This window comes from Paracoccaceae bacterium (genome assembly GCA_012103375.1).
Classification (GTDB): Bacteria; Pseudomonadota; Alphaproteobacteria; order Rhodobacterales; family Rhodobacteraceae; genus WLWX01.
Window position 1 is genome coordinate 551,622 of the sequence record WLWX01000001.1, and the last position, 13,023, is coordinate 564,644.

16 protein-coding genes are annotated in these 13,023 nt (G+C 59.4%); 8 read left to right on the forward strand and 8 right to left on the reverse strand.

Features of this window, described 5'->3' with window-relative positions; genetic code table 11:
* Positions 1 to 56: 56 nt before the first annotated feature.
* The 4 genes from GKR99_02875 to GKR99_02890 are packed head-to-tail and all read left to right on the forward strand — an operon-like array spanning position 57 to position 3,986.
* Complete coding sequence (locus tag GKR99_02875) at positions 57 to 740, forward strand: SURF1 family protein (protein NKB26549.1); 684 nt, start codon at positions 57 to 59, stop codon at positions 738 to 740.
* Positions 741 to 754: 14 nt separating this feature from the next.
* Positions 755 to 2,143: a threonine synthase gene (locus GKR99_02880; GenBank protein NKB26550.1), complete on the forward strand. Its 1,389-nt coding sequence runs from the start codon at positions 755 to 757 to the stop codon at positions 2,141 to 2,143.
* Entirely contained in the window at positions 2,140 to 3,402 is a 1,263-nt protein-coding gene (locus tag GKR99_02885) for an insulinase family protein (protein ID NKB26551.1), read from the forward strand. Before GKR99_02880 ends, GKR99_02885 begins: the two co-directional genes overlap by 4 nt.
* The gene (locus GKR99_02890) at positions 3,402 to 3,986 is read left to right on the forward strand and encodes a GNAT family N-acetyltransferase (protein NKB26552.1); all 585 of its coding nucleotides are present in this window, start codon (positions 3,402 to 3,404) and stop codon (positions 3,984 to 3,986) included. Before GKR99_02885 ends, GKR99_02890 begins: the two co-directional genes overlap by 1 nt.
* A gap of 6 nt (positions 3,987 to 3,992) precedes the next feature.
* Here GKR99_02890 and GKR99_02895 read toward each other — a convergent pair whose 3' ends face one another.
* Together GKR99_02895 and GKR99_02900 are read right to left on the reverse strand one after the other, a co-directional pair.
* Positions 3,993 to 4,787, reverse strand: a complete 795-nt coding sequence (locus GKR99_02895; protein NKB26553.1) for a hypothetical protein — start codon at positions 4,785 to 4,787, stop codon at positions 3,993 to 3,995.
* A gap of 45 nt (positions 4,788 to 4,832) precedes the next feature.
* Positions 4,833 to 5,222: a hypothetical protein gene (locus GKR99_02900; protein ID NKB26554.1), complete on the reverse strand. Its 390-nt coding sequence runs from the start codon at positions 5,220 to 5,222 to the stop codon at positions 4,833 to 4,835.
* 256 nt (positions 5,223 to 5,478) lie between these two features.
* Here GKR99_02900 and GKR99_02905 point away from each other — a divergent pair, with 256 nt between their 5' ends.
* Positions 5,479 to 5,631, forward strand: coding sequence for a hypothetical protein (locus GKR99_02905; GenBank protein NKB26555.1), 153 nt, complete (start codon positions 5,479 to 5,481; stop codon positions 5,629 to 5,631).
* Between the two features lie 58 nt (positions 5,632 to 5,689).
* Here GKR99_02905 and GKR99_02910 read toward each other — a convergent pair whose 3' ends face one another.
* On the reverse strand, positions 5,690 to 6,808 hold the full coding sequence (locus GKR99_02910; GenBank protein NKB26556.1) for a hypothetical protein: 1,119 nt from the start codon (positions 6,806 to 6,808) through the stop codon (positions 5,690 to 5,692).
* Between the two features lie 129 nt (positions 6,809 to 6,937).
* On the opposite strand from GKR99_02910, the gene GKR99_02915 reads away from it, so the two are divergent.
* Positions 6,938 to 7,777 carry a Zn-dependent hydrolase gene (locus GKR99_02915; protein NKB26557.1) on the forward strand — a complete coding sequence of 280 codons (840 nt, stop codon included), beginning with the start codon at positions 6,938 to 6,940 and terminating at the stop codon, positions 7,775 to 7,777.
* A 4-nt stretch (positions 7,778 to 7,781) separates the two neighbouring features.
* Positions 7,782 to 9,200 (forward strand): FAD-binding protein, encoded by a 1,419-nt coding sequence (locus GKR99_02920; protein NKB26558.1) that lies wholly within the window; start codon positions 7,782 to 7,784, stop codon positions 9,198 to 9,200.
* Positions 9,201 to 9,496: 296 nt separating this feature from the next.
* Here GKR99_02920 and GKR99_02925 read toward each other — a convergent pair whose 3' ends face one another.
* Complete coding sequence (locus GKR99_02925) at positions 9,497 to 9,643, reverse strand: hypothetical protein (GenBank protein ID NKB26559.1); 147 nt, start codon at positions 9,641 to 9,643, stop codon at positions 9,497 to 9,499.
* Positions 9,644 to 9,717: 74 nt separating this feature from the next.
* Between GKR99_02925 and GKR99_02930 the strand changes: the two genes are divergently transcribed.
* Positions 9,718 to 10,035 carry a hypothetical protein gene (locus tag GKR99_02930; protein NKB26560.1) on the forward strand — a complete coding sequence of 106 codons (318 nt, stop codon included), beginning with the start codon at positions 9,718 to 9,720 and terminating at the stop codon, positions 10,033 to 10,035.
* A 115-nt stretch (positions 10,036 to 10,150) separates the two neighbouring features.
* Here the strand turns inward: GKR99_02930 and GKR99_02935 are convergent, their stop codons facing one another.
* The 4 genes from GKR99_02935 to GKR99_02950 form a co-directional block, all read right to left on the reverse strand.
* On the reverse strand, positions 10,151 to 10,681 hold the full coding sequence (locus GKR99_02935) for an adenine phosphoribosyltransferase (protein ID NKB26561.1): 531 nt from the start codon (positions 10,679 to 10,681) through the stop codon (positions 10,151 to 10,153).
* Positions 10,682 to 10,738: 57 nt separating this feature from the next.
* Complete coding sequence (locus tag GKR99_02940; protein NKB26562.1) at positions 10,739 to 11,413, reverse strand: DUF2927 domain-containing protein; 675 nt, start codon at positions 11,411 to 11,413, stop codon at positions 10,739 to 10,741.
* The gene (locus GKR99_02945) at positions 11,410 to 12,279 is read right to left on the reverse strand and encodes an S-methyl-5'-thioadenosine phosphorylase (GenBank protein NKB26563.1); all 870 of its coding nucleotides are present in this window, start codon (positions 12,277 to 12,279) and stop codon (positions 11,410 to 11,412) included. Before GKR99_02945 ends, GKR99_02940 begins: the two co-directional genes overlap by 4 nt.
* 77 nt (positions 12,280 to 12,356) lie before the next feature.
* Positions 12,357 to 12,989: a hypothetical protein gene (locus tag GKR99_02950; protein NKB26564.1), complete on the reverse strand. Its 633-nt coding sequence runs from the start codon at positions 12,987 to 12,989 to the stop codon at positions 12,357 to 12,359.
* Positions 12,990 to 13,023: the final 34 nt, after the last annotated feature.

Here is a 13,023-nt window from a genome sequence, read left to right on the forward strand (position 1 = left end):
CCTTTGACAATTGCTCTGGCGCAGGTCGCGGCCTGCGCCTTTTTATGTGGATGACCATGACTCGACTGACCCTCATCATCATTGGTGCAATCGCAGGCTTTGTCCTGCTGGCAGCACTCGGCATCTGGCAGATGCAGCGCCTCGACTGGAAACAGAATGTATTGGGAGAGCTTGAGGCCGCCATGACCGCCGATCCGGTGGCCTTGCCCGCGATGCCGCAGGCAGAGGCGCATCGCTATCTTCCGGTCGCCGCCGAAGGTGTCTTCACCGGGGATGAACTGCACGTGCTGGCCAGCGTCAAAGGCGAAGGCGCTGTGTATCGCGTGATTGCCCCGTTCCAGACGACAGATGGCCGCCTTGTCATGGTTGATCGTGGCACGATCCCGACAGATCAGAAAGACACGGTTCGCGAACCTTCGGCGGCACGCGTTATCGGCAACCTGCACTGGCCGGACGAGGTTGACGAGTTTACGCCAGACCCCCAGCGCGAAGAAAACATCTGGTTCGCCCGTGACGTGCCGCTGATGGCAGCCGTGCTGGGGACCGAACCGGTTCTGCTGGTCGCGCGCGAAATTGGCGGTCTGGAAGCAACTACCACCCCGCATCCCATCGACACCTCGGGCATTCCCAACGATCATCTGCAATACGCGATCACCTGGTTTGCGCTGGCATTGATCTGGGCGGGGATGACAGTGACGCTGGTTCACCGTATCAGTCGTCCCAGACGGCGGCGGTTCTAAGGCGACACATTCCCATGCGTTACATTTCGACCCGCGGGCAAGCGCCCGCGTTAAGCTTTGAACAGGCGATGCTGACCGGGCTTGCCCGGGATGGCGGGCTATACGTGCCCGAAGATGTGCCGACCCTGACACAGGATGAGGTCGCATCGCTGGCGGGCCTGTCCTACGAAGAGGCGGCGTTCCGGATCATGTGGCCCTTCGTCGGCGACAGTTTCAGCCAGGCCGAATTGCGCGCCGCCATCGCCGCCGCCTATGACGGCTTCGGCCACGCCGCCCGCGCGCCGCTGGTGCAACTGGACGCGAACTACTTCCTGTTGGAATTGTTCCACGGACCCACGCTGGCCTTCAAAGATTTCGCCATGCAGCTGATCGGCCAGCTGTTCCAGACCGCCTTGGCGCGTTCGGGGCAACGTATCACCATCGTCGGCGCGACCAGCGGCGATACCGGATCGGCAGCGATCGAGGCGTTTCGGGGCCTCGATAACGTCGATGTCTACATCCTCTACCCCCATGGCCGCGTCAGCGAGGTACAGCGCCGCCAGATGACCACGCCCACGGAAGATAACGTCCATGCCCTCGCGCTCGACGGCGATTTCGACGATTGCCAGGCGATGCTGAAGGCGATGTTCAACGATTTCGACTTCCGGGATGAGGTTGGGCTGGCGGGCGTCAACTCGATCAACTGGGCGCGGGTGCTTGCGCAGGTTGTGTATTACTTCACCAGCGCGGTCAGCCTTGGTGCGCCGCACCGCCCGGTCAGTTTCACTGTGCCGACAGGGAATTTTGGCGATATTTTCGCAGGTCATATCGCCCGGAAAATGGGCCTGCCAATTGCGCAGCTGGTGATCGCGACTAATCAGAACGACATCCTGCACCGGACGCTGGAAACCGGCAGTTACTCCAAATCCGGTGTCACGCCCTCGATCAGCCCGTCGATGGATATTCAGGTATCCTCAAATTTCGAACGTCTGCTGTTCGACCTTTACGACCGCGACGGCGCGGCAGTGGCCGGGCAGATGGACGATCTGGCGACCACGGGGCAGTTCAAAATCTCTCAGGGTGCGCTGGAACGGTTGCGGGCGGAATTCACATCGGGCCGCGCGTCCGAGGCGGAAACGCTTGCCACCATCACCGCGACCCGCGCGGCAAGTGGCGAAACCCTCTGCCCGCATTCCGCGGTCGGCGTGAAGGTCGCCGCCGACCACATTGGCGCGACGCCGATGATCACGCTCGCCACCGCCCACCCGGCCAAGTTCCCGGATGCTGTGGAAAATGCAACAGGGGTGCGCCCGGCCCTTCCCAACCGGATGGCCGATCTTTATGACCGATCAGAACGAGTGACGCAGGTCGAAAATGGCCTCGCCGCCGTCGAAAATCTGATCCGGGGGCGTCGCCAGACTTGACCGTAGAACTTGCCAGACTGCCCAACGGGCTGCGTGTCGTGACCGAGAATATGCCGGGCCTGAAAAGCGCCTCGGTCGGGATCTGGGTGACCGCCGGTGGCCGGCACGAGCGTCTTGAACAAAACGGCATCGCGCATTTCCTGGAACACATGGCCTTCAAGGGGACCGAGCGGCGTTCGGCACTGGAAATTGCCGAGGCGATCGAGGATGTCGGCGGCTTCATCAACGCCTACACAAGCCGCGAGATGACGGCCTATTACGCACGCGTTCTGGAAGCCGACGTGCCGCTGGCGCTGGATGTGCTGGCCGACATCGTCCTGAACCCTGTCTTCGACCCGGCCGAGATCGAGATTGAGCGTGGCGTCATCCTGCAAGAGATTGGCCAGGCGCTGGACACCCCCGACGATATTGTCTTCGATTGGCTGCAAGAGGTTGCCTATCCAGACCAGCCCATCGGCCGCACGATCCTTGGCCCGGCAGAACGTGTCGGCGCGTTCAATCGCGATGATCTGGCGGGCTTTGTGACCGAACGCTATGCGCCCAGCCAGATGATCATCGCCGCAGCTGGGTCCGTCGATCATGACGCGCTGGTGCGGATGGCCGAAGATCTGTTCGGCGCGATCCCTGCGCGCGATACCGGCCCGGCCAGTGCGGCGACGTTCAGCGGTGGCGAATTCCGCCGCGCCCGCAATCTGGAACAGGTGCATTTCGCGCTGGCCGTGGAATCGCCCGGCTACAGGGATGAAAACATCTATACCTCGCAGATCTTGGCCTCCGCCCTCGGCGGCGGCATGTCATCGCGCCTGTTTCAGGAAGCGCGCGAAAAGCGGGGCCTGTGTTATTCGATCTTCGCGCAGGCTGGGGCCTATTCTGACAGCGGGCTGATGACGATCTATGCGGGCACCGGCGCTGACGAGATTGCAGGACTTGCCGAACTGACCATTGATGAGTTGAAGCGCGCCGCCGATGACATGACGCCCGCCGAAGTCGCGCGCGCCCGCGCCCAGATGAAAGCCGGGTTGCTGATGGGGCTGGAAAGCCCGTCGTCGCGCGCCGAACGCATCGCGCGCCTGCTGGCAATCTGGGACCGGGTGCCTGATCTGGATGAAACCGTCGCGCGGATTGACGCGGTTACCACCGGCGATGTCAAAGCACTGGCCGCAGGAATGGCCGGGGCAGGGGGCGCGGCGCTGGCGTTGTATGGTCCTGTCGACAAGGCCCCGGATCACGCCGCCCTGTTGGCGCGCCTTGCGGCGTGATGATCTGGTTTCGCCGCCGCCTTCGGATCGAAACCGCGCGGCTGACGCTGCGCCCGCCTGCCCACGCAGATTACCGCCCCTGGACCGCCCTGCGCCGTGACAGCGCCGATTTTCTGACCCCGTGGGAGCCCGCGTGGGCACGCGATCACCTGACCCGCAAGGCGTTTTCCAACCGGGTCTATTGGGCACAGCGCACGATCAATGGTGGTACGGCGCTGCCATTGTTTCTGGAACGGCGCAGCGATGGCGCACTGCTAGGCGCGATCACGCTGGACAACATCCGCCGCGGTCCGTCGCAGGCGGGCACGCTGGGCTATTGGATCGGGCAGCGCCACATCCGACAGGGCTTCATGCGCGAGGCGATCATGGCCGTCGTCCACCACGCGTTCACAAACCTGGACCTGTCCCGGATCGAAGCCGCGTGCCTGAAGGAAAACGAGGCCTCTCGGGGTGTGCTAGAGGCGACTGGATTCAAATATGAGGGCGTCGCCCAAAGCTATCTGCAAATCGGCGGGCGATGGCGCAATCACGTGCTTTACGCGAATTTGCGCAGTGACCGGCGGGGCCGGACCACGGCGGGATAGGGGCCGTCAGGCAATGTAATTGCCGCGCAACCCGTGCCATTTGCGGCGCATATCATCGGCGATTTTCATGTATTCACGCCGTTTGGCATCGTCGATTTGCCCATCTATGGTCAGATCAATGTGCAGCAACACCAGATTGGCCATATATGCCGAACCTGGATTGCGCTGGCGGAAATACTCGATCGGATCAAGCTCATCCTCGAAAATCAGCGAATGGTCCAGGCCCATGTATTCCATCGCTAATCTCGTGCGGATGCATTTATCGCAGACGCCGCAATTTCCACCGTGTTCCTGTTCGACCAGACAAAAACCGAGATGACCAATTAGATCCGGTGCATTTTCATAGATTGTTTTAATCTTTTCGCCGCGGCTTGGAAGCGACCCGAGCATTTCGACCTGGAACTCACTGGTCGAAAGATATTTCGAAATACCTTCCGCACTGCAAAAGGTTGTTGCAACCAACTGACCCGCTGCCGAAAAATCGCCGGAAAATGCGCCGCCACCCATTCCGTACCCGGCAAAGCCGAGGCATGTCGTCAAGAATAAAACATTGAAGGAATCATATTGTGTTTTGTACGACAGGCTCAGATCTGTTCGCAGTTCCTGCAATTCCAACGAAAAATGATCCGCGACTTTCTGCATTCGTTTCTGGCGACCGCTAAAGCCAGAATAGTTCTCCATCGGAAAGTCAAAACCGCGGATCGACAGCCCGTGCGCGAATTCAGGGTTGGTAAGCGCGCTGTAGGCTGATTGTGTTGAAAAACTCCGTTTTAGGGCCTGAACGATGATTTTTCTTTCCATGCAGCCCGATCCTAAATTTTTGGCGCGGGGGTCGGCCCAAATCGCCTACATGCGCTCACGCGCAGCCATGCGCTGTCTCGTGGTCAAAGCTTTCCGACTATTTCGCTTCATAGGTTTTCGCAAGAAATCCGCGACGCTCTGATTTCGGAGTTTTTCAACACAATCGGCTGAATCAATTCCACCGCTAATGCACAATATTCGTTCCTCGGACGCGGGTGCCCGATCCGCAACGATATTGGTGAATTCAATATCCATCGGTGAAGCGAACTGCGGCGTGCGTTGCTGCCAAATGCTACCGATGCGCGCCGCTGCGTTGGCGGCAGATTGCGAGATTGGAAGATCAAACCGGAATGAAACACCGCGTCGAATGGATTGTGCGGCGAGTGTGAAGACCGCGAAATCAAAAGTCTCGAAATTCGGCAGCGGTCGATCCATTTCAAAATAACGCGTTTTCTTCCCAATTCGAAAAAGCAACCGATTGCCCACGGCGTCAATATCTGCGTGGTGCCTTGGTCTTGCCGACCTGACAATGTTCAGGAATTTCCGGTGAACCTTGTCGGAAAGGGTGCCCTGTGTACGATCCATTCAAACAGCTCTGTCTTGATATGTGTCAACGGTTAAGTCGATTTTATTCTTGCACCGCATCAGCTTGCGCGCTTTCCAAGCTTTGGTGCCTTGAAACCGGTCAGACGTGCGCGGCATTTTTCAGCGGCGCCTATTATCCGATTGTGTTGAAAAACTCCGAAATCAGAGCGTCGCGGATTTCTTGCGAAAACCTATGAAGCGAAATAGTCGGAAAGCTTTGACCACGAGACAGCGCATGGCTGCGCGTGAGCGCATGTAGGCGATTTGGGCCGACCCCCGCGCCAAAAATTTAGGATCGGGCTGCATGGAAAGAAAAATCATCGTTCAGGCCCTAAAACGGAGTTTTTCAACACAATCATCCTGTCTCTCTCCGGTCCGGGTTGGGTGCGAAGCGCCAGACCTTCAAGCCTGTATAAGGTCAATAGGAGGGTGGTTCGCTTGTTGTCAGTGTGGTTTTCGTAAAATGCCACCGGATCACGCGTGTCGGCAAACAGAAGTGTTTGCGACATTCCATTCAGATCAAGCGCAAACCTTGCGCGCATGCATTTTTCACATTCGCCACAATTGCCGCCATCAACCGGGTCGAAAAAGCAGAATCCCAAAAGGGAAACGAGTTTCGGATCCCTGTCGTATAGTACTTTTATTTTTTCAAATCTGTCTGGTTCTCTGCCGAAATGATCGAAAGGAAGCGTTGGCGTTCCCAAAAAACCGTCAATACCCGGGACATTGCTGGCCGTTGTTGACAGCATTGATTCTGGAATTGTCTGATCAGCGGCAAATCCGCAACGAGCCAAAGAATTTCCGGCGAAATGCAGGCAACTGTATAGAAGAAGCGTATAATAAGCTTCCCGCGCGCGCAGACTTTTGCGGATATTCGTGCGAACGATTATGGGGTCCAGGCCAAAGTGATCCGCGATCTCGGAGATTTTCGCCATCCGCCCGCCAAATCCTTGTGGATTGTCGAGCGCGAAATCCAGACCGTGCAAAACCATTCCGTGGGTATAACCCTTATCTTGGGATGCCTCGATTGCCGCATGGGTCGAATCCACGCCGCCGCTAAGGCACAGAATTCCGCCGGTGCGTGGTGTCGTCGGGTCTGGGACGATATTGGTCAGTTCAAGGTCCAGCGGATGCGACGTGGACGGAAACCGAACCGACCATAACACAGAGATCCGCGCCAGCGTGATCGCCATACCTTCGGAGACAGGCAAATCAAATTGAACCGGAACACCGCGTCGAATGGCCAGGGCCGCAATTATGATGGCTGCAAAATCAAAGGTCTCGAATTCCGGAAGATCCCGATCAGCCTCAAGAAAGTGGACCCTATCCCCCATCTTGAATTCGAACCTGTGCGGTTCGACCTTGGTTTCAACGATGATCCGTTTTCGATAGGGCTGTGCTGCCTTGACGGCTTGGTGTTTTAGCCAGTCGATCATTGCCAGGCCTCTTTCCTGTTCTGTGCTCAGCCAGTCTATGCGAATACCACGCGCCGCAGCGTGCCGGGGTGTTCCTCGGTCTCAGCAATTTTACTAAAAGATTTCAGCCAATTGTGCTATAGGATTGTCATGCGCCCTGTCGTCCTAACGTTTCTGTTTGCCGCTGTGCTGTTTGCCGGGTTTCCTGACCCTGCCAACGCTCAGGATCGCCGGCCCAGCCATTGCATCGCGCTGGCTGACGCGACGCCCGGCATCGAATTCCTGCACCGTGCCAGTTTTTCCGCGCCGCTGGAACGCAACACGGTGCGCCTCAGCTATATCGCGCATTCGATGTACCTGCTGGAGACTGAGGGCGGGTTGAGTGCGGTGACCGATTACACCCGCTTCATCGGGCCAACCAGGCATGTGCCCGATGTTGTCACCATGAACCACGCCCATGACAGCCACTGGACGGCCAGCCCGGATCCGGCCATTCCGCATGTGCTGAAGGGCTGGGGCAATGGGCGCGAACCGGCGGATCATCACCTTGACCTGGGCGAGATGCTGGTCAGGAATGTCGCGACCGACATCCGCAGCCGTTATTTCGACGATGTCGAAAAATTCGGCAACTCGATCTTCGTGTTTGAAGTTGCGGGCCTGTGCATCGGCCACCTTGGCCATTTGCATCACGAACCGGACGCACAGCAATATGCGGCCCTCGGGCGGCTGGATGTGGTGATGGCGGCGGTGGATGGCGGGATGACCGTCGACCTGCCGACGATGATCCGTATTCTTAAACGATTGCGGTCGTCCATTGTGCTGCCGATGCACTGGTTCGAAGGTGGTTCGCTAGAGTTCTTTTTGGCCGGGATGAGCGACGAATTCGACATCCAGCGCCCCGGCCAGAACTGGATCGAGGTTTCGGCACGCTCGCTGCCCTCACGCCCCACAGTGGTTGTCCTGGACCCGGAGTATCTGAGTGATAACTAGGGGTATGAACGCCCCTTTGTACCCTGTCGATGACACGTTGATTGCCGCACTGCGCAAGGCCCTGCCAGATGGCGCGACCCGCGCGGTCCTGCCACAGGATCTGGAAGAACCGCGCGGCAAGTGGACCGGGCAGGCCGGGATCGTGGTGGCGCCAACCAATACCGATCAGGTGGCTCAGGTGATCCGCCTTGCGGCACAATCCCGCGTCGGCGTCGTACCGGTCAGCGGCGGCACCGGGCTGGTTGCGGGGCAGGTGGCCATGGACGGCCCGCCCCCCATTCTGCTGTCATTGGATCGGATGAACGCCATTCGCGGCGTGTTCCCGTCCGAGAATGTGCTGGTCGCCGAAGGCGGCGCGATCCTTGCCGATGTACAGGCCGCCGCCGAAGCGGTCGACCGGCTGTTTCCACTGTCGCTCGCCTCGCAAGGGTCGTGCCGGATTGGTGGAAACCTGTCCACAAACGCAGGCGGCGTGCAGGTGCTGCGTTATGGCAACGCGCGCGATCTGTGCCTGGGGCTGGAGGCAGTGCTGCCCAACGGAGAAATCTGGCACGGGTTGCGACGGCTGAGGAAGGACAACGCCGGTTACGACCTGCGCAACTTGCTGATCGGGGCCGAGGGCACGCTGGGCGTCATCACCGCGGCCAGCCTGCGCCTGTTCCCGCAACCGACCCGTCTGGGAACTGCGATGCTCGTGGTGCCTGATCCGACCGCCGCGCTGGACCTTCTGGCCATGGCTGGCAGTGACATGGGGCCAGGTGTCACGGCATTCGAACTGATCGACGGTATGGGGCTGCAGTTTTTGGATGAGGCGCGCCTGACCTATCACCGCCCGTTCCCGACCACCCCGGATTGGAGTGTCCTGATCGAGGTCAGCGCCTATGGCAACGCCGATCCCGACGCCGCGCTGGAGGCCCTGTTTGCCCGCGCGGCCGAAGCGGGCCTAGTCAGTGACGGCATCATCGCGCAAACCCAAAGCCAACGCGCCGATCTGTGGCAGATTCGCGAAACCATCCCCGAAGCCAACAAGCGGATCGGCCCCATCGCCAGCCACGATATCGCGCTGCCGCTGTCCGAAATCCCCGGTTTCATCGCAGACATGCCAACCCGACTGGCCGCGCTGGATGCGTTTCGCATCAACGCCTTCGGCCACCTTGGCGACGGCAACCTGCACTTCAACGTGTTCCCGGTGCCGGGGCGCAGCAAGGCCGACTACCCAGGTATGGGCGCACAGATTACCCGCATGATTCACGACCGGACCCACGAACTGGGCGGCAGTTTCAGCGCCGAACATGGGGTCGGGCGCGCCAAAGTCGCGGACTTGCAACGCTATGGCGACCCGGCGCGCCTGACAGCAATGCGCAGCATCAAGGCGGCGCTGGACCCAGCGGGGATCATGAATCCGGGGGCGGTGCTGGGCTGATGGGCGCGACAGGCGTTTCCGGGGGCGAGTGTCACTTCTTGCGGAACGCCAGTCGGATATCGTCAATCGCATCAGTCTGTGCCGATGACAGGTCGCCTTCGACCAATTCTGCCAGAATATCCTGAAGCACATCCCACGAGGCATCGCCTTCGATCGTGTTCAGACGCCGGCCAAGCCGTGGGATCGCCGGTTTGGGACGATTGTGTTGAAAAACTCCGTTTTAGGGCCTGAACGATGATTTTTCTTTCCATGCAGCCCGATCCTAAATTTTTGGCGCGGGGGTCGGCCCAAATCGCCTACATGCGCTCACGCGCAGCCATGCGCTGTCTCGTGGTCAAAGCTTTCCGACTATTTCGCTTCATAGGTTTTCGCAAGAAATCCGCGACGCTCTGATTTCGGAGTTTTTCAACACAATCGGACCATTGCTTTGCGTCAGAAGCCAACGGCCCAGAACTTCCATTTCTTCTGCTTCGGCTTCGTCACAACGCAGTTTTGTGCGCAGCATAAGGTGCAGGTGTTGACGCTGATCTTTTGTGGGAAGGTCGTCGAGCTCGATAAACGCTTGCGCGATCGCACAAATTGCGATGCGCGGATCATCAATGCCTTCGACCGGATGCGCATTCATTTGCCTGCGAAAAGCCAGCTTGCGCGGAGCATTCCTGACCGTCGCAACGACATCTTGGGCGGCGTGGATCGCGTCCCTCGGGTTGTTGCGCACCCACCACCAGATCGCGCCACCGATGGCCGTAAGGATCAACAGAATAATTGGCATCTCAAATTGCTCTTGGTTTTGATTATGAATTTGTTTTCAGGCTTGGGATTCAAGCTCCACTGAGTATTAGGATGACAGGCGCGGCGCAAATCATGCGTAAAACCAAACTGTTGTGGATGAATGCGCGGAACCTGTTCACGCAATTGATCGCTTGGCGACGGCAGCAGCCCGCAGCGCCTTATCCCCCCTCAAATTCGCACAAGGCATGCACAGCCATTCCAAGCGCTTCCAGCCGCTTGCGTCCGCCCAGTTCCGGCAGGTCGATCACGAAGGCGCAGCCGGTGATGTCGCCGCCCAACCGCTCGATCAGTTTTATCCCGGCCTCGGCCGTGCCGCCGGTGGCCAGCAGGTCATCGACCACCAGGATGCGTTCGCCGGGTTGGATGGCGTCGTCGTGAACCTCCATCACCGCCTCGCCGTATTCCAGAGAATAGTTTTGTTCGATGGTCGCGCCCGGCAGCTTGCCCTTCTTCCTGATCGGCACGAAACCGACCGACAGCTGATGCGCGATGGCCCCGCCGAGAATGAACCCGCGCGCCTCTAGCCCCACAACCTTGTCGATATCGGTCCCCGCATAGGTATGCATCAACTGATCGATGGCAATCCGAAACCCGCGCGCATCCGCGAACAGCGTCGTGACATCGCGGAACATGATCCCTTCGTGCGGGAAATCCGGGATGGTGCGGATGTAGTCTTTGATGGATTTCATTGGGTGTCCTTTGTGATGATCTCGCCCCGATCCCGTCCCGGGCGTGCACATTGGTGTTCAGCGCATTGGATAATGCAGGTGAAGTGCAGCGATATCTTGGCGGCTTAGGCTCAGTCGCATGTTTGAATTCTGTGCCGCGATTGTTGCGGTTTTATAGAAGTTGCCGGTGATATCGGCCAATAGCCCGAGGCTCTGGTATAACTCCTCAAGCACAATGGACTTATACGTATATGCCGTGTGTCCGGGTGCTATGACAATCACACCTCGATAGATCGATTTCGACGGCCCTCGCCACCAAATACGAGAGGAAGCCGCTTCGATCTTGGTCCCGTCCATCCCACGAATGCGCGATCCGCGCAGAACGCTGTTTTGCGGAACATTCAATAGAAAGATATTAATGTCTGCCTTTGCCGCAGGCGCCACTCGTCGCAAGACGATGTTTGATCCGGCATTGTTTATCTTTTCAATTGCTCGATTTATTGCATCATCGACAATACGCGCCTCACGCTTTGGGTAGCCGTCTTCGATACGGGCAAGCGCAACACGAACGTCGCGCTGTCGAGCCTTTGGCCAGCGCACCAATGGTTGCTGACACGCACCTCCGGGTTTCGCCGCACAAGCCAGAGCTCGATAAAAATCCTCGTCAGGTACGTGCTGGTCCAGATGAACAACATTTTCAGCAAAAGCCATTTTCGGAATGCATAAGAGCAGTACAAACAGAAAAACCCTCACAAAACCCGCCCCGCCACCGCGTCCAGCTTGGCCACGACCGCGGGGTCGCGCGCCTCGGGGCCCGTCAGCACGGCAAATTCCAGCGCCAGGTCGCAGCCATGCGGGCAGGGCGCACGCTCGGCCCCGAGCAGCCCCGGCAGGCGTTTGACCAACCCGCGCGCCTTGTCGGCGTTGCCCATCAGCGTGGCGATGATCTGGGTCACGTCGACCTCTCCGTGGTCGGGGTGCCAGCTGTCATAGTCGGTGATCATCGCGACGCTGGCATAGCAAAGCTCGGCCTCCCTCGCGAGTTTCGCTTCGGGCATGTTGGTCATGCCGATCACGTCCGCGCCCCAAACCTCGCGGTACATCCGGCTTTCGGCCAGGGTCGAAAATTGCGGCCCCTCCATCGCCAGATAGGTGCCGCCGTCGTGCACGGTGATGCTTTCTGCGCGGGCCGCCTCGGCGCAGGCAGCGCCAAGGCGCGGGCAGGTCGGGTGGGCGACGCTGACATGGGCGACGCAGCCGGGGCCGAAGAAGCTCTTCTCGCGCGCAAACGTCCGGTCAATGAACTGATCCACGATGACGAAATCACCCGGCGCCATCGCATCCCGGAATGACCCGCAGGCACTGACCGAGATCACATCCGTCACCCCCAGCCGCTTTAACGCGTCGATATTGGCGCGATAGGGAACGCTGGTCGGCGAATGCACATGCCCGCGCCCGTGACGCGGCAGAAAGGCCATGGCGACCCCGTCCAGCCGCCCGGTCAGGATCGCGTCCGACGGATCGCCCCAAGGGGTCTGAACGGATTGCCACTCGGCCCCCACCAACCCGTCGATATCGTAGACGCCACTGCCGCCGATCACCCCGATCATCGTGTCCATTCGTCAGCCCTTCCCGGCCAAATTCGCTGGGTTTATCCTTGCCCAGACCATCGGGCCGAGTCCACCCACAACCCCGGTCACACCGCGCCGAACAACTCCAACAGGATGAGGCCTGCAAGCCCGCAGAACATCACTCCGAACACTGCCGAAATCACCCCTTGGGCGCGCTGAAACCACGCCAGGACCGGCGTGGTCGAAAACACCAATGCAGTGGTTGAATTCAACGCCGCGCTCAACACCGCGTATTCCACGACGATGGCCGCCAGAACCCAGTTGGGCGCGCCGACCGGGATGAACGCCGTCAGGATCGAACCAAAGAACAGCGGTGCTTTCGGGTTCAGCAACAAAACGACAAAGCCGGTGCGAAACGCCGCCCAACCCGATGCGGTCGTGCGATCTGCCGTCAGCCTGCGACCACCGGATGCCGCATTGCGCAGTGCGCCAATCCCCAACCAAAGAAGATACACCGCCCCGGCAAGTTTCAGTGCAAGGAACGCCGACGGCATCAGCTGAAACACAACCGCGACCCCCGCAACCGACAGAAATGTCCACAGGGTGACACCTGCCGCGATCCCCAATGCCGTCAAAACCCCCGCGCGCCGCCCGACGCTGGTAGAGGCCGCGATGATCGCCAGAAGATTCGCGCCCGGCGTCAGCCAACCTGCGATCTGGATCGCCGCCAGCGTGACAAACATGGGAATGAAGTCCATGGCACCCCTCTGGATCTTCTCGGCAATGTGTCAG